The sequence below is a fragment of the Planotetraspora silvatica genome, assembly GCF_016863315.1.
GTDB lineage: Bacteria > Actinomycetota > Actinomycetes > Streptosporangiales > Streptosporangiaceae > Planotetraspora > Planotetraspora silvatica.
In genome coordinates, this window is record NZ_BOOQ01000022.1 from 38,855 (window position 1) to 57,515 (window position 18,661).

The 18,661-nt window shown below is 70.2% G+C and carries 14 protein-coding genes and 1 pseudogene; 9 read left to right on the plus strand and 6 right to left on the minus strand.

All coding sequences use genetic code 11. The features are described 5' to 3' along the window. Positions 1-117: 117 nt before the first annotated feature. Both Psi02_RS16870 and Psi02_RS16875 read left to right on the plus strand, forming a co-directional pair. Positions 118-645, plus strand: a complete 528-nt coding sequence (locus Psi02_RS16870; RefSeq protein ID WP_203975147.1) for a ricin-type beta-trefoil lectin domain protein — start codon at positions 118-120, stop codon at positions 643-645. Between the two features lie 18 nt (positions 646-663). After that, positions 664-2,982, plus strand: coding sequence for a hypothetical protein (locus tag Psi02_RS16875; RefSeq protein WP_203975148.1), 2,319 nt, complete (start codon positions 664-666; stop codon positions 2,980-2,982). A gap of 142 nt (positions 2,983-3,124) precedes the next feature. Here the strand turns inward: Psi02_RS16875 and Psi02_RS16880 are convergent, their stop codons facing one another. After that, the gene (locus Psi02_RS16880; protein WP_203975149.1) at positions 3,125-3,646 is read right to left on the minus strand and encodes an SRPBCC family protein; all 522 of its coding nucleotides are present in this window, start codon (positions 3,644-3,646) and stop codon (positions 3,125-3,127) included. Between the two features lie 113 nt (positions 3,647-3,759). On the opposite strand from Psi02_RS16880, the pseudogene Psi02_RS41070 reads away from it, so the two are divergent. Beyond that, positions 3,760-4,107, plus strand: a pseudogene (locus Psi02_RS41070) (hypothetical protein); the annotation flags it as partial. Here Psi02_RS41070 and Psi02_RS16890 read toward each other — a convergent pair. Continuing rightward, positions 3,989-6,178, minus strand: a complete 2,190-nt coding sequence (locus Psi02_RS16890; RefSeq protein ID WP_203975150.1) for an NACHT domain-containing protein — start codon at positions 6,176-6,178, stop codon at positions 3,989-3,991. The pseudogene Psi02_RS41070 and the gene Psi02_RS16890 overlap by 119 nt on opposite strands. Positions 6,179-6,625: 447 nt before the next feature. Here Psi02_RS16890 and Psi02_RS16895 point away from each other — a divergent pair, with 447 nt between their 5' ends. Beyond that, positions 6,626-7,339 carry a ferritin-like domain-containing protein gene (locus Psi02_RS16895; RefSeq protein WP_239094944.1) on the plus strand — a complete coding sequence of 238 codons (714 nt, stop codon included), beginning with the start codon at positions 6,626-6,628 and terminating at the stop codon, positions 7,337-7,339. Between the two features lie 161 nt (positions 7,340-7,500). On the opposite strand, the gene wrbA is transcribed toward Psi02_RS16895, so the two are convergent. Together wrbA and Psi02_RS16905 are read right to left on the minus strand one after the other, a co-directional pair. Then, the gene (wrbA, locus tag Psi02_RS16900; protein WP_203975151.1) at positions 7,501-8,133 is read right to left on the minus strand and encodes an NAD(P)H:quinone oxidoreductase; all 633 of its coding nucleotides are present in this window, start codon (positions 8,131-8,133) and stop codon (positions 7,501-7,503) included. A gap of 147 nt (positions 8,134-8,280) precedes the next feature. Further along, positions 8,281-10,983, minus strand: coding sequence for a helix-turn-helix transcriptional regulator (locus tag Psi02_RS16905; protein WP_203975152.1), 2,703 nt, complete (start codon positions 10,981-10,983; stop codon positions 8,281-8,283). A gap of 131 nt (positions 10,984-11,114) precedes the next feature. Here Psi02_RS16905 and Psi02_RS16910 point away from each other — a divergent pair, with 131 nt between their 5' ends. Continuing rightward, positions 11,115-13,373 carry an NACHT domain-containing protein gene (locus Psi02_RS16910; protein WP_203975154.1) on the plus strand — a complete coding sequence of 753 codons (2,259 nt, stop codon included), beginning with the start codon at positions 11,115-11,117 and terminating at the stop codon, positions 13,371-13,373. Continuing rightward, a complete protein-coding gene (locus Psi02_RS16915) occupies positions 13,370-13,879 on the plus strand; it encodes an HIT family protein (protein ID WP_203975156.1) in 510 nt (169 codons plus the stop codon). Before Psi02_RS16910 ends, Psi02_RS16915 begins: the two co-directional genes overlap by 4 nt. A gap of 3 nt (positions 13,880-13,882) precedes the next feature. On the opposite strand, the gene Psi02_RS16920 is transcribed toward Psi02_RS16915, so the two are convergent. Continuing rightward, positions 13,883-14,761 (minus strand): LysR family transcriptional regulator, encoded by an 879-nt coding sequence (locus tag Psi02_RS16920; RefSeq protein ID WP_203975157.1) that lies wholly within the window; start codon positions 14,759-14,761, stop codon positions 13,883-13,885. Between the two features lie 156 nt (positions 14,762-14,917). Between Psi02_RS16920 and Psi02_RS16925 the strand changes: the two genes are divergently transcribed. Beyond that, a complete protein-coding gene (locus Psi02_RS16925) occupies positions 14,918-15,781 on the plus strand; it encodes an NAD-dependent epimerase/dehydratase family protein (RefSeq protein ID WP_203975160.1) in 864 nt (287 codons plus the stop codon). Between the two features lie 44 nt (positions 15,782-15,825). Here the strand turns inward: Psi02_RS16925 and Psi02_RS16930 are convergent, their stop codons facing one another. After that, positions 15,826-16,740 (minus strand): cyclase family protein, encoded by a 915-nt coding sequence (locus tag Psi02_RS16930; RefSeq protein WP_308442245.1) that lies wholly within the window; start codon positions 16,738-16,740, stop codon positions 15,826-15,828. 241 nt (positions 16,741-16,981) lie between these two features. Between Psi02_RS16930 and Psi02_RS16935 the strand changes: the two genes are divergently transcribed. Together Psi02_RS16935 and Psi02_RS16940 are read left to right on the plus strand one after the other, a co-directional pair. Beyond that, positions 16,982-17,857: a phytanoyl-CoA dioxygenase family protein gene (locus tag Psi02_RS16935; protein ID WP_203975162.1), complete on the plus strand. Its 876-nt coding sequence runs from the start codon at positions 16,982-16,984 to the stop codon at positions 17,855-17,857. A 220-nt stretch (positions 17,858-18,077) separates the two neighbouring features. Further along, complete coding sequence (locus tag Psi02_RS16940; protein WP_203975164.1) at positions 18,078-18,605, plus strand: DUF1697 domain-containing protein; 528 nt, start codon at positions 18,078-18,080, stop codon at positions 18,603-18,605. Positions 18,606-18,661 lie beyond the last annotated feature (56 nt).

The window sequence follows — 18,661 nt, forward strand, 5'->3', positions numbered from 1 at the left end:
CGTGCGCACCCTGTACCCGGACAGGGGCCGGCGAAATGCCTGATCGGCGCCGATGGTGATCGCCCTGGCTTCCGTTCACAATTGGGAGGGTTTCGTCGGCGGAAGGGCAGCCCTGTCATGAAGCGATTAGTGCGCCGCGCGCTGACGGCGGCGGCGAGCATCCTGCTGACCGCGGCGCTGGCCGGGGCGCCCGTCACACCGGCGGCGGCAGCCGTCCCCTCCGCCGTCTACATCAGGCCGCTGACTGCGGGCATGGACAGGCACGTCGGAGTGCAAGGAGGGCTCGGTTTCGGAGCCCCGGTGAACACGCTCACCGGCAACCCTCTGGTGTGGGACATGACCGTCGTCTCCACCTATCAGGGATTCCAGGTGGTCACCTTGGCCGTCATCGGAACGCCGTTGTGCCTGGGCAAGGTGCCCAGCCCGGCGACGAGCACGGCGGTGGTCCTGTACGGCTGTGACAACGGGCCGTACCAGCGGTGGCTGCTCCAGCGCACGTCGACCTGGGGCGAGGCGAAGGTGTACTACGTCCGGAGTTTCGTGCAGGGCGTTCCGGGAGACTGCCTCAAAGTCAATCCCACCGGTCCCTCCTCGGTCGGGGCCTGCGTTCCGCATTTCGATGAATACGCCGTCTTCGTCATCTGACGAATAGTCTCGGCTTTCATGCGCTTGACGGATCGGCTGGCGGACGCGTTCAAGTTCTTCGGCACGGCGGAGGTCCGGCCCCGAAGGGTGCGAGTTCTCAGCGCGGCGGCCCTCGCCCAGGCCTGTACGGCCGGCCGAGCCGTACGCGCCCGGGAGGGTGAGGGCCTCGTCGTGCCCGCCAGGCTGGTGCGTGAGCTGTGCCGCGGCGGGCGCGAGGAGGTCGACCCGCGTGGGCTGACGATCGAGGGAGCCAGGATCGACGGCGACCTCGACCTGAGCGGGATGCAGGTTCCCTTTCCTCTGCGTTTCGTCGGCTGCTCCTTCGACCGGCCGGTCAATCTGGACGGCGCCGACCTGCACGTGTTGACCCTGGACGCCTGCACGGTGCCGGGACTTCTGGGCAACGGCATGCGCGTGCGCCGCGATCTGGATCTGTCGCGATCGCGCATCACGGGTGACCTGTGGACGTCCGCGAGCACCTCGTGCACGGCGGCGGTCTGGCTCTGCGAGTCGGAGATCGGCGGCCGCATCCTCTGCCTGGACACGGTCATCGACTCACGTATGCGGGCCGTACAGGCCGACCGGATGCGGGTCGGCGGGACGATCCGGCTGCTCCACGGATTCGAGGCGCGTGGAGGGATCCGGCTGATCGGAGCTCAGGTGGAGGGCTCGCTGGACTTGGCCGGAGCCCGGCTGACCCGGCCGGACCGGGGGCTGGCCCTCGATCTGGGCGATGCGCACATCGGCGGAAGCTTCTTCCTCGTCGACGACTGGACGGGCCGCCGTCCACTCATCCGTGGCCGCCTCGACCTCGGCAACGCCCGGATCTCCGGGCAAGTGCTGGTGCGCAACGTGACCGTCGAACCCACGGAAGAGGTCAGAGGAGCCGGCTATTCGAATAGCCGCAGCGGGGGCACCGCGGTGAGCGCGCCCGGCCTGTACGTCGGCGGAGACCTCAGCGTCGAAGGCGCCTGCCGCATCGAAGGCGGGGTCGACCTCGCGATGGGTTCGTTCAGCACCATCCGCATCCACAGGGGATGCGAGCTGGCCGCGGGCGGCGGGCGTGCGCTCGACCTGACCAATGCCGAGTTGCGCTCCAGCCTTTTCATTGAGGACGGCGTGGCGGTCCGCGGCACGTTGCGGCTGGCCGGAACCCACATCAGGGGCGACCTCACCCTCGAGGGGACGACGTGGAGCGACCCGGAGGGCGGCTCGCTCATCGCCGCGGAAGGGGTCGTCGTCGACAACGTGGTGAACCTGCGGAGGCTGGAGGCGAACGGCGGCCGGCTGAGGTTCCGCTCCGCGACCGTCGGCGGCATCGTGGACGCCCATGACGCCCGGCTGAACAACCCGGGCGGTGAGGCGCTGTCACTCCAGCGGGCCGTGGTGCGCGGTTCGGTCTCGTTGTCGGGAGGCTTCTCCGCCGAAGGCCGGGTGCTGCTGAACAGGTGCACGGTGGAGGGGCGCCTCGACTGTGAAGGCGGCACGTTCGGCGAAGGACTCTGGGCGGTGGCGGCCACAGCGCGAGGAGGCATGCGCCTGCGATGGGCGCAGGTGCCGCCCGTGGTCGACCTGACGGGCGCGTCCACCACCGTGCTCACCGACGACCCCGACCGGTGGCCGCGCGCGGCGGCGATCGCCGGATTCGTCTACGACCGCTTCGACGGCTCATGGGACTGGCGGGTCCGCAGGGACTGGCTGCGCGGGATGAGCTCGTTCGACGCCGGGCCGTACGAGCAGGCGGCCAGGGTGTTACGCCAGCACGGCCGCGCGACGGAGGCCGAGCGGCTGCTCATCGAGCAGCGCCGACAGGCGCGGAAGGCGGCGGCCGCGCGCGGCCGCTCGCCCCGCCAGTGGATCCAAGGCGCGCTCGACCTGCTGTACGGTCTGAGCGTCGGCTACGGCTATCGGCCGGGACGCACGTTGTGGCTGCTCGGCGCGTTACTCGTCGTGGTGGGGGTCATGATGGCGACTCCCGCGGTCCAGCAGACCATGCGGGCCACCGACCCGCGGGGCAACGTGTACGCGGTGGACGGGCGGCTCGTCACGGTCGACGGCGAGGCAGCGGGACAAGACGCCACCGCAGCGGCGGCGCCGCGCGCCGCCCGTCCGGGGCCGTGCGGGGACGGGCAGGTGCGCTGCTTCGACCCGCTGTTCTACAGCGTGGACACCGTCGTGCCACTCATCTCACTGGGCCAGCGGGCGACGTGGTATCCCGAGACGCGCAGCGCTCACGGCTCGCTGGTCTCGACGCTGCTGAACGTGGCCGGCCTGCTGGGCTGGTTGTTGTCGACGGTGGTCGTGCTCTCGTTCGCCAGGCTCGCCCGATCGGCGTGACCTGAAACCTTGTCGGACGGGTTGCGCCATGGGCCGAGAGAAGATCGCGCGGCACGGACTAGGCGGGATCCGAGTCGATGGTCCTCCGGTGAGAGGGCCCCTCGAGGGATCTCGCCACCGGCCAATCATGTGCGGCGAGCCGCTAGAGAGGCTGCGACTGCAGCCCGGAGTCGCGGATCCGACGCAGGAGTGGCAGCTGTTGCCGCCCTCCAGCCAAGGAGCGCAGCCGTTCCAGACTGCGGTTCAGATGCACCTGTTCGTTCCGCTGCGGGAGCCGCCTGAGTACGGCGGGCACACCGAGGAGCCTGGTCTGCACCGAGCAGCGCAATGCGGTTGCCGCACCGATGGCGCGCAAGTCGTAGCGGACGGTCCGTTCGTACTTGTCTTGACCGAACGCAGGCCGGTAGCACCGGACGAGTACCTGGTCACTCAGCTCCACGACTTCCCCATGAAAGGTGCCTGGGCTGCGTGCGCCACCTCCGTAATCCAGCCTGGTGCGGGCGCCGACGACATCGGGCTGCGAATCGATGAGGGTGACTGCGTCCAGGCCGGCTATCCACCTGCTCATGAGATCGGGCATCACCAGCCAGCGCAGGACGTCCGCGGAAGGGCACTCCACGGTGACCCCTCCGTCAAAGGCGTACTCGCCCCACTCGTATCGCATCCGGCAACCATAATCAGGCCGCGCTCGGAAAGATCCGGAGAGGCCGCCATTTCCCCCGCTTTCAACCCCGACACGCGCTGGTCGACCGGCTTCGCGAGTAGAGAGTTGTATGCACCGCACGCGTTGAAGCGGCGCTTCGTGCTGTCCCTTGCCATCAGTTCGTGCCGACCGTCCCGCTGGAGGAGGCCTACGCCGACGAGGTGATCCTCACCAAACACGACGAGACCGGCCAGTCGATCAGCGCCGCTTCCCAGCCGAGCGTCGTCGCCGTGATGCTCGAATGGCTTCAGGCCGAACCCGGCCAGCGAACGGTGCCGTCGGACATCGCCAGATCCGCAGATCTCAACGGGGGTTGTCGGCTGCAGCTAGGTGGTCGTGCAAGGCGGCGTGGCGAAACTGGTAGACCGGCCCGACAGCGCGTAGTAGTCCCAGCCGGTGAACGTCGTCAAGGAAGTCCATGATCTGCCAGGGAAGCCGGTGTGCAAAGGCAAGTGTGCTGCGGGATAGTGCCCAGGCCAGCCATGCGTGATGACTCCCGTTTAGGACATACGCAAGGCCGAGCACGAGGCCTCCCAGAAGTCCGAACACGAGGCCTTCCCCAAGCGACAACCCGGGTGTGGACATGAGCGCGAATCCAGCCGCCAACGTGAGCCCAACAACGAGACCAGTGATCGCTCGGAGGAAAGTGAGGGTCTTGTCGGCTCGCCAACTCGAACGGGGCGTGCTGGTTGACGTGAGACTGGGTTGTTCAGACCACTCGATCAGTCCGTCCGTGAACCCGGCGGCGAGGCAGGTTCCGAACCCGATCAGGAAAGCAGTTGCGATGCCGACCTGTGGCAAAAACGCGACCCCGAGCACAAGCCCGAGCACAAGCCCGTATGTGAGCGATGATCTCTTAATTGATCGGATGAGGATGTTCGTTCGTCCGCTCAGGTGAAGGCTGGCGTAACCAGGGCGATGATCAACCCATGTGCCGGTCGTGATCCCAGACGCAACGCCGGCCGCTACGCCGAACGCAATCCCAAATCGGAGCCAACCATCGAGCGCCCAATTGAACCAAGTGCCGGGACCGAATTCGAGCCAAAGGTCGAACCTGAACCCATCCGCAATGCCGAACATGAGACCTCCCGTGAGCCCGGCCGCGAGCCCGAACAACAGCCCGGCCGCGAGTCTGACCCTCAGCCGAAAACAGTTGGCAGTCCTGGCGATGTGCCACCAGGCGATGTCGCGGGTGGCTTCCGGAGGGAAAGCGCGGGCCAGGTAGGCCAGGTAACGACGGGTGGCGTCCGGGTCGAGCCGACGACGAGGTCGGAAGTGGTCGGCGGGGTCGGTGCTGGGCGGCCGGGTGGCGATCAGGGCGGGAATGAGCTCGTCGAGCAGGTGGGCACGCAGTGCGGCGGCATCACCGCCAAGGAGGCCGGTCAGCGGAGTGGGGTCGGCGCCAGGGGTGAGATAGACGGTGCGGATCAGCCACAGCCCTAAGGGGGTGGCGGCGAGCTGGGACAGGCCGGGGACGGCACGGGACCGCAGAGCGGCCAGGACCTGCTGCCAGGCGGGCCGTGGGGTGGCGGGCAGGCACGCGGTCAGGTAGTCGGCGGTTGCCTGCGGGGTGAGGAGCTTGGGGGTGATGACCGCAGCGGCATTCAGAGGCCGACCCGCGGCGGTGATGGCGGTGGCGAACTCGGCGGTGCGGCTGGTGAGGATGAGTTGGTCGGCGGCGGTCAGCGAGGCGTTGAGCGCTTCGATGACCCGGGCGCGGGCATCATCGGCGATCTCGTCCAGCCCGTCCAGGACGGGCAGGATGTGGCCGCCCTCGGCGAGCGCGGCCGCGGCGCCCACGCCAAGCTGCGGGGCGGCCAGCGCCGGGTAGTCCTGGGCCAAGCGAACCGTGAGCCAATCCTGCAGCCGGGGGTGGGCGTCGAGGTCCCAGCCCGAGACCGGCAACAGCACCGGCACCGGCACGATCTCGCCCTCGGCGACGCCGTGCCTGTCCTTCTGGCGTGTGGCCAACAGGTGCAGGAGGAGTTGCACCGCCAAGGTGGTCTTGCCCATGCCCGCCCCGCCGGTGATGACCAGCCGCCGCCGGATCAGCACGCGGAAATCGCGGGCCATGCGGGCGATGTCGTCGCTACGGCCGGCGAAGAGCGGCTCGCCCTCGGCGGCGATCAGGCGCGAGTGACTCATCACGGTCTGGTCGGTGGTGAGCTGCCATTGCACCGGGATGGGCTCGGGATCGTCCAGCAGGCGGTGCCGGGCTTCAGCATGCCACTGCCGCTCGACCAGGCCGGCCAGCACCTGGGCGGCGGTCTCCACGTCGGGGTCGGTCGGGACGGCCGCCGCGGTGGAACGCCGGGCCCAGGCCACCACCGCGCCTACTGCGGTGGCCGCGGCCAGCGCCACGGCGACGACGTCGGCAAGGTTGACCTCGGCGGCCGGCGTCCACGCCCGCCACACCGCGACCACCAGCGCGCCCACGGCGAGGACGGCTAGCACGGCGAGCGGGATCCGCCAGCGGACCCTGCCTTTGGTCACGTCGATATCGTCATCGCTGGCACGTTCTCAGGCAGCGGTTGCGCACTAATCGTGACCATATTGGTGGTCATCGAAACGCGAGGCAGGCGGGCCGAGCTGAGACGATTCAGCATGATGTGGCGGCAGGTCGGGTTCCGGGTCTGCACGCGAGATGATCTACGTCTTGATCCGGTCGGCGACCACTTACAGCACTGGCTGTGCACTGGGACGCCGAGCGCGAACGGCCTGGTTGGCGCCCCGTCCAACGACGCCTCCGCCTCCTCGAAGTTGCTGCCGAACGAGCACCTCGACAACAGCCTGTCTCGAGCCCGGGGATCTGCCCTCGCGCATCATCGGCGGAACCGACGCCGTGCAGCCCCGTGTCGATGCGCTGCCCGCCGTACGGGCACCGAACCTCTACAAACCCACCCCGGGAATCTGCACATCGGTTTCGTAGGTTCGGGGGCCATGACGGTCGAAACCGGCGAGTTCACCAACTGGCTGCGCGACTTCGAGGGTGCGGCCCTTCTCCGGCGGACGTGGGGCGACCCCGACTGGGGCCAGGGGGCGCAGCTGTCGCCTCCCCTGGTGCGGAGCCTCCAGCGCTTCCAGGTGGGGGAGGATGGCGACGGCGGCGGTCTCATGGGTAAGGCCGACCTGGCGGCGGACCCCGTGTACGCGGACGCGGTCCGCCTGTTCGTGGCGGAGGAGCGTGAGCACGCCCGCCTGCTGGGCCGCCTGCTCGTGGCGGCGGGCGCGGCAACGATCGCGGGCCACTGGACCGACGCCGTCTTCGTCCGGCTGCGGCGGCTCCTCGGCCTGCGCACGGAGTTGATGGTCCTGATGCTCGCCGAGGTGGTCGCGCTCGGCTACTACCGGGCTGTGCACGACGGCGTCCGCGACCCCCTCTCCACGGAGGTGGCGGGCCGGATCCTCGCGGACGAGCTCCGCCACGTGCCGTTCCACTGCGACCGGCTGCGGCGGTCCTTCCAGGAGTTCTCCCGCTTGTCGCGGGCGGCCGCCTCCGTCCTGTGGTGGCTGTCGCTGGCCGGCGTGGTGACCGTGGTCGTGCTCGACCACGGTCACGCCCTGCGCGCGGTCGGGGTTTCCCGTACCGCCTTCGCCTGCGAGGTCGTGGCTGGCTTCCATGCCGTCGTAACGAACGTGATGTCGCCGCTCTGATGAACGGCGCCGTGATGAACGGCGCCGTCCCACCTCCGCGTCGAAGGCCGTCCCACCTCCGTCTCGAAGAAGGAACGGTCGCCGTCAAGCCTGATCTGGACCGTCTCCCCCTCGCCCTCCCCGCAGGCGAAACTCCTGGGCCCCCGAACCGGGGCCTCGCATCACACGAACCGGGCCTCGCGTCCGCGCTTGAACGTGGCCGCGGTCTCGACGACGCGGCGGGTCTGGAACTCCATCGCGGCCAGCTCGATTTCGCCGGGCGGAACCTCGGCGTTGTTGGACGTGTGGCTGGTGCCGTACGGGTTGCCCATCTGGAACTGGATCGGGTCGGCGTAACCGGGCGGGACGATGATCGATCCCCAGTGGTAGAAGGTGTTGTTCAGCGCGACGATCGTCGTCTCCTGCCCACCGTGCCGGGTGCCGCTGGAAGTGAACGACGAGCCGATCTTGTCGATCAGCTTGCCCTGCGCCCACAGGCTGCCGGCGGTGTCGATGAACTGCTTGAGCTGCGCCGCCGGCAGTCCATAGCGGGTGGGCGTGCCGAACATGATCGCATCGGCCCACACCAGGTCGTCCAGGGACGCCTCCACGATGTGCTGCGTGGCGGCGGCGTGGTCGCTCCATCCCTGGTTGGAGGCGATGGCTTCGGCGGGGGCCAACTCGCGCACCTTGCGCAGCCGCACCTCCGCGCCCGCCTTCTCCGCGGCGGTCGCGGCGGCCTTGGCGAGCTCGAAGACCGTTCCCGTCGACGAGTAATAGATGACGGATACCCGGACGGCCTCTTGCAGGGACATAGATGATCTCTCTCTCATTTTCCGGTATGAAGCAAAATGAGAACTTAGGCCGGGGCCATCGGAGCGCACATCGGTCGCCGCATAGGCCATCGCATAGGCCATCGCGTCAGGCAGGGCGCCGCCAAGCCCGTACGGCAGGCGGGCCGGTCATTCGCTCAGCGTCTCGGCGAGTTCCCTGAGCTCGGTGCGGGAGGTGATGCCCAGCTTGAGGAAGACGCTGGACAGATGATGGCCGACCGTCCGGGGGCTGATGAACAGGGAGGCGGCGATCTCCTTGTTGGTCCGCCCCTGCGCGGCGAGTCCGGCGATCCGTGTCTCCTGCGGCGTCAACTCGGTGGGACCGGTGGCCTGCTCCGCCTGAATGCCCGCCTCACCGGCCAGTTCGAGCTCCGTCGTCGCCCGGGCCAGCCAGTCATGCGCCCCCAGCCGGGCGAAGGTCTCCCTGGCGGCGCGCAGATGTCCTCTGGCCTGAGCCCTGCGGCGGGCTCTGCGCAACCACTCGCCGTAGAGAAGCTCGGTCCTGGCGTGGTCGAACGGGCGGTCGGCCTCGGCGTATCCGGCCAGCGCCAGCGGGTAAAGGTCCTCCGCCTCCGCGCGTTCGGCCGTCAGGGCCCGGCAGCGGAAGGCCGCGCCCTTCGCCCAGGCGGCCCCGCTCCGGTCCGCCCACTCCTCGATGAGCCGCACCCACTCCGAGGCGCCGTCCGGCCGTCCCGCGCGGACCGCGGCCTCGACCGCGTCCGCCGCCGCCAGCACCGCGAAGGTCGAATGCGCCGCCTGGCCGCCCGGCGTGATCAATCTGTCCAGCAGGTCCGAGGCGTCCTCGGCGCGCCCCGCACCGAGCGCCGCCACCCCCTGATGCCAGTACGACGCGCCCATCAGCGCCCGAGACGACCAGTTGGACCGGTGCCGTCGCACCTCCTGGACCATCTCGTCCGCGGCGGTCTCCCCCTCGGTGGCGGCTCGCAGCCACCCCATCACGTTCAGGCATTGGGCGATGACACTGCATGCCCCCATGTCTTCAGCGAGCCGGAGTCCTTCGCTCACGTTGATCCGTGCTTCCGGCCAGTGACCGGCCATCATGTCGACCAGGCCGACCTGCGACAGCAGGAGGGCCAGCCCGGACAGCACCCCTGTCTCCTTCAACCGGTCGGCGGCTCCCTGGTAGCAGGCCCGCGCCTGCTCCTCCAGGCCCCAGGCGAGGGCGATGGGAGCGGGAACCATCAGCCATATGAGCAGGTCCAGGTCGTTTCCCGGCGTGATCTCCGGCATCGCCTGGCGGTCGGGCAGCGCCTCCTCGAACCACCAATGGCGAAACCCCGTGACCAGCAGATCGATCCGCTCATCCCCCGTCGCGGGCAATCCGTCCAGGACCCCCAGTGCCCGAGCCCAGTGTTCAGGTGAGTCGATGTTCCACGCGGCCCGCAGCGCGAGGCACGCGAGCTGTACCGCCAGCCGGGGATCCTCGACGATGAGCGCCTCGGCCAGCAGCAGCCGATGGGCGCGCGCCTGCTCACCGTGGACGAACTCGAGCAGGCCCCGCAACCCTCCGCTGAGCGTCGTGACGACAGCCTCGGGGGCCCGGCTCCGCGCCTGCGCCAGCAGTTCGCGCGCGCGTTCCGGCTCCCCCGACTCCCAGGCGGCGCGTGCGGCCACGGCGTACCTGCCACCCGCCTGCACCGCATCGGGTGTCAGCTCGGCCGAACGCCGCAGCGCCCTGGAGGCCGCCGCGCATCCGCCTCGGGCCAAGGCCCGCTGCGCCGAATGGTGCAGCAGGTCGGCGACCTCCGCGTCCGATTCGAGCGTCGCTTCGGCGAGATGCCAGGCCCGGCGGTCCGTGTCGTCCTGGCCCCCGAGTGCTGCGGCCAGGGCACGATGGACGGCCTGCCGTTCGGGAAGGAGCGCCGCCTCGTAGATCACGCTGCGGATCAGGGGGTGCCGCAAACTCACCCGCGTCCCCGTCAGGTCGAGGAACCGGCCCACGACGGCCTGGTCCCACGTCTCGGCGCCGATCCCGAGCGCGGTGGCCGCGGTGTTCACCGTCCCGAGGTCGCCGCGGTCCTCCGCTGCGACCAGGAGGAGCAGGGTCCTCGCCGCCCGGGGAAGGGACGCGACCGTGGCCAGGAACGCCTGGCGCAGCCGCGGCCCCGGGGACAGCGTGTCCCCCTCGGCGGGGTCCACGTCGGCCATTCCGGAGAACTCATGCAGCGCCAGGGGATTGCCGTGGGCGGAACGCAGGACCGCCTTGGCGGCCGGCTCGGTGAGCTCGGCATGCTCGGCCCGCAGGTATTCATGTGCGGCGGCCTCGTCCAGCGGCTCGACATGAAGTCCCTGGACGCCACTCCATCTGCCGTCGGCCGGATCACCCTGGTGGGCCGCCACCAGGGTGATCGGCTCAGTGCGCAGCCTCCGGGCGACGAAGGCCAGACAGCTCGCCGACTCCGTGTCGATCCACTGGGCGTCGTCCACCAGGATCAGCACCGGCCGCCGGCGCGCCAGTTCCGAGAGCAGAGTCAGCGTGGCCGCGCCGAGCAGAAGGCTGTCGGTCCTGCCCTCGCCCAGGCCGAAGGCGGCACGCAGCGCGGCCGCCTGGGGGGCGGGGAGCGCGTCCACGCGATCAAGCACGGGCCAGAGCAGCTCGTGCAGCGCGGCGAAGGCCATGGCGGATTCCGACCGCGTCCCCCTGCTCCTGAGAACGGCAAGGCCTTCGGCCCGGCCCTCGATGTAGCGAAGCAACGCCGTCTTGCCGATGCCCGGATCGCCCCAGAGCACGCACGCGTCGCCCCGCCCCCGCAGAGCCGCGTCGATAAGCCGGTCGAGCTCCGCCGTCTCCCGGTCTCTCCCGTACAGCACGGTTGAGGTTACCCTGCGCTCGCCATATCCCACGTTTGAGCAGATCAGGCCCATAATCCGACAGCATTGACCGCGCTGTCCTAATGCGGCCAATTTCCGCAGTGAATCTTCAACGCTGTCACCATGGGGGAATGAGAGGCCTGCCCGGGTGGCGACGCGTCGCGGTCCCGGTCGCAGCCGTGGCGGTCATCATCGCGATCAGCTACGCCCTGGCCGAGCTGTCCGAGTCGGACAAGGCCGCCAACTGGGCGCAACTCGCCAGCGTCGCCCTCGGCGTCCTGGCGCTGATCCCCCCGGTCGTCGGCACCTGGCGGGAGCGGCGGCCCGGCAGGACGAGCACCCCCGACCAGGTCGACCGGGCGGAGCAGGCGCTGCGGGTGCTCGTGCGCGCCCAGTGGCGTGAGGAGATCCTCATCCGCGAGCTCGACGAGCCGTCCCCGTTGCCGGTCCGCTGGCGGATCTCCGGCCTCGACGTCATGGACCAGGACGACCGGGTCGACCGGCCGAGGTTCCTCCGCTCCTGGTTCGGTCTGGGCCGCGTGCGGTTCGACGGGCGCACCGACCGGATGCCGGAGATGGCCGGGCGTTTCCGCAAGCTCGCCCGGCGCCGCCTGGTGATTCTGGGCGAGCCGGGAATGGGCAAGACCACTCTGGCCGTGTTGCTGCTCAGGGAACTCCTGGAGGATCCGCAGCCCGGCGACCCCGTGCCCGTGCTGCTGTCGATGTCGGGCTGGGATCCGGAAGCCGAGTCCGTGCACACGTGGCTGGTCAGGCGGCTCCGCGAGAACTACTCCGCACTCCGGGCCCCCGACTTCGGGCCCGACGCCGCGCGCGGCCTCGTCGCGCACCGGCGCATCCTGCCGGTCCTCGACGGCCTGGACGAGTTGCCCGACAAGGTGCAGCCAAGGGTGATCACCGCGTTGAACGCGGCTCCGACCACCGAGGCGGTGATCCTGACCTGCCGCACGAGGGAGTACCTGACCGCCGTCAGCCTCCCGGGCGGCGACGTGCTCGCCGGTGGGGCCGTCATCGAGCCTCGCCCCGTCAAGAACGCCGATGTGATCGCGTACGTCCGCAACCGCCTGGCGCCGCGGCAGGCGGCGAGCTGGACCGGCCTGCTGTCCGCGATCAAGAACGATCCGGACGGGCCCCTCGCCGACGCCCTGTCCACCCCGCTCGCGCTGTGGTTGCTGGGCAAGGTCTACATCGAGACCCACGCCGACCCCGCCCCGTTGTGCGACACCGCGCGCTTTCCGACGGCCGAGGCCGTCACCGAGCACCTCCTCGACAACCTCGTTCAGGCCACCTTCGCGGCGACTCCGCCCGACCACGACCCCGCCGACCCGCACGACCACGACCATCCGTTCCGGCCGCACCGCGCGTGGGATCCCGAGGACGCCAGACGCTGGCTGTCCTTCGTCGCCCATCACATGTCCGTGACCGGCACCCGGGACTTCCGGTGGTGGCACCTGCACCGCGCGGTGTCCCGGCGCTGGAGCACACTGGTCGGCGGCGTGACCGTGGGACTCACGGTCGGCCTGACGGTCGGGCTGACCAGCGACGCCATCGTCGCCCTCCGCAGCCCGCACGAGGGCAGCCTCTGGAACGCGCTCCTGTTCGGGCTCGCCGGAGGTCCCGTGGGCGGACTGGTGGGCGGTCTCACCGGCGGGTTCATCCTGGAGCGGCTGAAGGGCTCCACGCTCGAGCCGGCCTACGCGAACCTACGGCTGGGCGGCCATCTCCAGCGGCTCGCCGGGCAGCTCACGCTGGGGCTGGTCCTCGTGCTTCCCGTCGGCATGATCGCCGCGTACGCGTTGTGGCGCGTCGCCGGGATCAGCTCGGAGGCCGGGGACTTCATCTTCTTCGGGCTGGTCGTCGGGACCGTCGGAGGGCTCACCCTCGGCCTGAACCGGTGGGTGACGACTCCGCTGACGAGCGACCGGCCGCAGGCCCCGCTGATCACCCTGCGGCGCGATCTCCAGCTGGTGTACGGACGGTCGCTGACCTTCGGGCTGGCGCTCGGCCTCGCCTTCGGAATCGCCGGAACGCTGGTGAACGGATTCTCCGGGCTTCTGCGGGGAGTCGAGGCCGGGATCGCCTTCGGGATCGCGGGCGGTGTGGTCTTCACACTCACCTTCGGATTCACCGGCGCCAGCTCGATCTACTTCGTCGCCGTGTCGATGCTCCGCCTCCGGGGCCGGACGCCGCGGCGGCTGATGAGCCTTCTGGAGGACGCCCACCGGATGGGCCTGCTCCGCCAGGCGGGCCCGGTCTACCAGTTCCGCCACGCCAGACTTCAGGATCGCCTCGCTCAGCTCCACCAGCGGTACGGCCCGGCCGGGAACGCCCCGGCCTCGCCGCACGACACCCGGGAGGTCGAGAGGTCATGAACGATCCGGTTGCTGATCGGCGCGTGCCGTTCGACGTGACCGCCTACGAGGTGCGCGCCCGGCAGGGCCCCTGCTTCATCTGTTCCCTCCTCGGCGGCGACCCCGGCTACCGGCACGAGGTGGTCTACGAGGACGAGCGGCACATCGCGTTCCTCGACCGCCATCCCACGATGGTCGGCAGGACGCTGGTGGCGCCCAAGCCCCACATCGAGCACGTCGTCCGCGACCTCGCCGAACGGGACTATCTGGCGCTGATGGCGCTCGTCCGCCGCGTCGCCCTCGCGGTCGAGGCGAGCGTCCCCACCGAGCGCACCTACCTGTTGTCGCTCGGCAGCGGGCAGGGCAACGCGCACCTGCACTGGCACGTCGCGCCGCTCCCGCCGGGCGTCCCGTACGGCCGGCAGCAGCACTACGCGCTGATGACCGAGAACGGCGTCGTCTCACAGACGCCCGAGCGGGCCGCCGAGGTGGCCGCCCGCATCCGGGCGCACCTGGACGGGGACTGACCGTCAGCGCATCGCGACGGCGAGTTCGACGAACTCGCCGATCAGAGGATGGTGACGGGCCGCCACCCAGGCGAGTGCCACCTCGTTCGGCGGTATGTCGAGGATGGGCACGCAGACCACGTCGGGCCGCTGGTAATAGGCGGCCGTCGACTCGGGCAGGATGCTGAACCCCCGGCCTGCCGCGACGTGCTCGAGCTTCTCCTCCACGCTGCGCGTCTCCGAGGCGGGCGTCTCCCCACGTTCCCGCGGCCCCCGGGACATCCGCGACACCCGGCCCCACTCCGGCACCGAGTCGGGATGTTGCAGCAGGCGTTCGTCGGCGAGATCGGTGATGTTCACCGACGTCTCGCCGGCGAGCCGATGATCGGCGGGGAGGACGGCCATCCGCCGTTCACCGAAGAGCGGACGCAACTCAAGCCCGGCGGAGTCGACCGGCAGCCGCATGTAGCCGACGTCCACCCGGCCGTCGTGCAGCACACTCACCTGGTCGGTCCAGTTCGTGCGCAGCACCTCGACCGTGAGCCCGGGATGCGCCTCGCCCAGCGCCCGGACCGGACCGGTTACGGTGAGGCCGGGCATGAAGCCGACGGTGAGCGTGTCGACGGCCCGGGCCGCCTGAGCGACCCGGCGGCGCAGCGCCTCCGCGCCGGCCAGAACCAGCTCGGCCTCGGTGACCAGTTGCTCCCCCGCCGGCGTCAGCCTGGTGCGGCGCTTGTCCCGCACGAACAGCTGCGCGTCCAGCTCCTTCTCGAGTGCCTGGATCTGCCGTGACAGGACGGGCTGGGCGATGTGCAGCCGTTCGGCGGCCCGGCCGAAGTTCAGCTCCTCGGCCAGCGCCACGAAGTAGCGCAGCTTCCGCAGGTCGACATCCGCGTGTGCCATACCTTCAGGGTATTACCTGCTCGGATATAGGTCTTGGACGGCCACCGCCCTTCGGGACCACAGTTGACCTCGTAGAACGCGTCTTCGCACGCGTCCACGGTGGGATCCGGCCGGCCCGCCGATCCATCTTCTGAGTGCCATCTGAAGGAGCAGGAAATGAAGGTCTTCGTCACCGGGGCCTCCGGCTACATCGGCCAGGCCGTCGTCCGCGCGCTGGCCGAACACGGGCACACCGTCGCCGCGCTCGCGCGGGGCGACGCCGCCGCACGAACCGTGACCGCCCTCGGGGCCGAGGTCATCCCCGGCGGGCTGACCGACCTCGACGTCCTGCGCGGCGCCGCGGCCGGGGCGGACGGCGTCATCCACCTCGCCCAGCATCAGGGCCCCGACGTGGCCGGGGTCGATCTGGCCGCGGCCACCGCGATGCAGGACGGCGCCGGCGACCGGCCGTACGTGCACACCGGAGGTGTCTGGATCTACGGCGACACCGACGGTCTCGCCGACGAGGACGCCCCGCTGTCACCGCCTCCGGTCGTCGCCTGGCGGCTGGACAACGAGAGGCGGGTCCTCGCACGTGCGGCCGAAGGCGGCAGGCCGGTGCTCGTGATGCCGGGCGTCGTGTGGGGCAGGGCGAGCGGGCTGATCGAGGGGTTCTTCACCGGCCCCGCCCGGGACGACGGCGAGGTCCGTTACATCGAGAACGGCTCGAACCGATGGGCGCTCGTGCACGTCGACGACATCGCCGAGCTGTACGTACTGGCCCTCGGGGCCGAGGCCGGCGCGCGATACGCGGGCGTCGACGCCGAGGCGCCCACCGTGCTGGAGATCGCCCACGCCGTCAGTGCAGCGGCCGGGCACCCGGGAAAGGTCGCCTCCGTCACGCTCGCGCAGGCTCGTGAGCGGATGGGCCCGATCGCCGACGCGTTCGCCCTCGACCAGCGGTTCACCGCCGCCCGGGCCCGCACGGAGCTCGGCTGGAAGCCCGCCCCGCGCGACGTGCTGAAGGGCCTGGCCGGCTGATCTTCTTGTCATCCCCCGCTCGAACGGGACGCACGAGGGCGGACTCACTCGGGCAGGCGCGCGAAGGCACGGACGGGGATCGTGCCGAACTTCTCGATGCGCAGCGGCACGGCGGTGAACCGGGCCCCCGTGGGCGGGAGGCGCCCGAGACCGGTCAGGTGCTCGACGACGGGAATGCCGGCGGCGAGCAGCAGCGTGTGGGCGGGCCGTTCGAGGTCGGCGACGTCGTCGATGTTGATCGCGTCGATGCCGACCAGCGCGGCGCCCCGGTCGACGAGGTGGGCGGCGCCGTCCCGGGTGAGGAAGTGGGGGTCCTCGGCGTAGGCCGGTGAGCCGAACCGGGCGTCGTCGCCGGTGTGCACGAGCACGGCCTTCCCGCGGACGTCCAGTCCGGCCAGCGCGCCGACGCCGATGCCGTCCCGGTGGTCGCCGGTCACCCTGACGACGACCGCCGGGAGGTCCACGGTCGCGTCCAGCGGGATCGACGCGAGGTCCGTCCCGCCGGCATAGCGGTGGTACGGCGCGTCGAGGTAGGTCCCGGTGTTGCCGACCAGAGTGAGCCTGTCGATGGCGAACTCGGTGCCCGGTGCGTACAGCTCACGCGAGGACTCCCTGGTCAGATGGGCGTCGATCTCCGGAGCGGGAAGGCCGGGATAGGTCACCATGCCGGCGCGGATGACATGGCCGAGCTCGACGAACCGGCCGCCCGCCCTCGCCGGCCCGGCCTGACGATCCGACGGCCCTCCCCGGGTGCCCTTGTGCCGTTCGGCGAAGATCTCGACGTCGGCGAGCTCGACCGTGTCGGTCATCAGCAGACCGAGTGAGGCGACGAAGAGGGCGGCGATCTCGGACTCCGTGACGTCGGGGCCGGGGACGTCCACACGGAACCCGTGCACGGCCAGGTCGCCGCCGTTGCCGAAGGTGATGGCGGCGTCGAAGGAGGCGCGGTATTCGGTCATGGAGATACGCCTACCACGGGAGCGCGGGCGTGGCGCCGCCGAGCGCGGCCGGCCGGGGCTCGCGAACTTCTTTCGGACTCGTTTGTAACGTTTAGGCGTTTCGGTCCACTTCCTCCTGTGAACACAAAACAGGACTTCGGCGAATAAAGGGTGACCCGTGCACGGCTTCGGCCGGCCCACAGGCCGGCCGAAGCCCGCGGGTTCCAGTGATCATCGAGGGGACCACCGAAAGAGCGTGACCATGACCCAGTTTTCCGTGATCGACACCTGGACGCCCATGACCGCCGCCGAGCGGGAGCAGTTCGAACAGGACGGCTACCTGGTCATCCCCGGTGCGCTCAGCTCCGAAGAAGTCGATCACTATCAGGGCGCGATCCAGCGCGCCTACGCGAACTCGCCCGAAGGCGCCGCGGGCGTCGCCCTGCACCAGCTGAGCGCCGCCACCCATTGCAGCGAGCTGACCGGACTTCTGGATCACCCGGCCGTCTTCCCCTACGTGTGGTCCCTCCTCGGCTGGAACGTGCACGTCTATCACTCGCATTTCGATGTGCATCCGATGTTGCGGAAGCCGAGGCCGTTCCGCTGGGAGTGGCACCAGGACGGCGGCAGGCAGAACCGGGAGATCGAGGTGAGTCCCCGGCCGAGACTGTCGGTGAAGCTGGCCTTCTGGCTCTCGGACGTCTCCCGGCCCGGACGGGGCAACCTGACCGTCCTCCCCGGCAGCCACAAGACCGACTGGCTTCCCGGCCCGCCCAGGCGTGACCTGCCGCATCCCCGGCCGGAAGGAGCGGTGGAGGTCACCGTCAATCCCGGAGACGTGCTGCTGTTCGACCGCAGGCTGTGGCACGCACGGTCGGACAACTACTCGGACTTCACCCGCATGGTCGCCTTCTTCGGCTACACCTACCGATGGATCACCATCCGCGACGAGGTGGCCGGCCTTTCCCGCCAGCACTGGTTCGACGCGCTCAACCCGGTTCAGCGGCAGCTTCTCGGCCACGCCGGCGACGGTTCCGGCGACCACAGCTGGGGCCATTTCCCGGAGACGACCCCGCTTTACGGCGCACTCGCGGAACAGGGTCTGCTCGACCCCAATTATCCGCCCCTCATCCCCTGACGAGCCCCCGCGGGTTCCCTGCCCCGGAGGTCCCCCTCGTCAGGAGAGAGCAGGCCCGTCCCCAGCGGGCCTGCTCTCGTGTTTCCAGGCGGGAGCGCCTTCCACCCGGCGACTCCGACGCTCTCGGCCGCCCGGGCGAACCGTCGGCCGGAACATGACATCGGACGGCAGGAATGGGCGGTAGCGTCACCGGTGCTCCCCCGACGAAGGAGGCGATGCAATGCGATACGTGGCGCTGTTGCGCGGAATCAACGTCAATCCCCGCAGTCGAGTGGCGATGGCCGACCTCCGCGCGCTGCTCGAGGGGCTGGGACACACGAAGGTGCGCACCCACCTGCAGAGTGGGAACGCCCTGTTCACCGGCGACGAGCAGCCGCCCGAGCAGGTCGCCTCCGCCATCGAACGGCGGATCGCCGACGAACTGGGCATGGAGGTGCCCGTCATCGTCCGGACGGCCGCGGAACTGCGGGCGGTGGTCGCGGACAATCCCCTGGACGTGCGGGAGCCGGCCAAGTTCGCGGTGGTGTTCCTGGCCGAGCCGCCCGACAGGGAGATGCTGGAGGGCATCGACCCGGCCGGCTACGCCCCGGAGGAGATGCGCGTCGGCAGACGCGAGCTCTACATGTACTTCCCCGACGGCCTCCGGCGCCCGAAGCTGCCGCCCCTGCTGGAGAAGCGGTCGTCGATGACCGCCACGATGCGCAACTGGAACACCGTCACCAAGCTGCTCGCCCTGACGGAGGACTGAAAGCAGGACGGGGACGACTCCCGGGAAGGCTCCCGGGAGTCGTCCCCGTCGCTTGC

Bases quoted from the DNA above. Each gene is read 5' to 3' on its own strand.
- Psi02_RS16930 (WP_308442245.1), bottom strand. From the start codon at position 16,740: ATGACCGAATACCGCGCCTCCTTCGACGCCGCCATCACCTTCGGCAAC.
- Psi02_RS16925 (WP_203975160.1), top strand. From the start codon at position 14,918: ATGAAGGTCTTCGTCACCGGGGCCTCCGGCTACATCGGCCAGGCCGTC.
- Psi02_RS16895 (WP_239094944.1), top strand. From the start codon at position 6,626: ATGACGGTCGAAACCGGCGAGTTCACCAACTGGCTGCGCGACTTCGAG.
- Psi02_RS16940 (WP_203975164.1), top strand. From the start codon at position 18,078: ATGCGATACGTGGCGCTGTTGCGCGGAATCAACGTCAATCCCCGCAGT.
- Psi02_RS16880 (WP_203975149.1), bottom strand. From the start codon at position 3,646: ATGCGATACGAGTGGGGCGAGTACGCCTTTGACGGAGGGGTCACCGTG.
- Psi02_RS16910 (WP_203975154.1), top strand. From the start codon at position 11,115: ATGAGAGGCCTGCCCGGGTGGCGACGCGTCGCGGTCCCGGTCGCAGCC.
- wrbA (WP_203975151.1), bottom strand. From the start codon at position 8,133: ATGTCCCTGCAAGAGGCCGTCCGGGTATCCGTCATCTATTACTCGTCG.
- Psi02_RS16915 (WP_203975156.1), top strand. From the start codon at position 13,370: ATGAACGATCCGGTTGCTGATCGGCGCGTGCCGTTCGACGTGACCGCC.
- Psi02_RS16920 (WP_203975157.1), bottom strand. From the start codon at position 14,761: ATGGCACACGCGGATGTCGACCTGCGGAAGCTGCGCTACTTCGTGGCG.
- Psi02_RS16875 (WP_203975148.1), top strand. From the start codon at position 664: ATGCGCTTGACGGATCGGCTGGCGGACGCGTTCAAGTTCTTCGGCACG.
- Psi02_RS16935 (WP_203975162.1), top strand. From the start codon at position 16,982: ATGACCCAGTTTTCCGTGATCGACACCTGGACGCCCATGACCGCCGCC.
- Psi02_RS16870 (WP_203975147.1), top strand. From the start codon at position 118: ATGAAGCGATTAGTGCGCCGCGCGCTGACGGCGGCGGCGAGCATCCTG.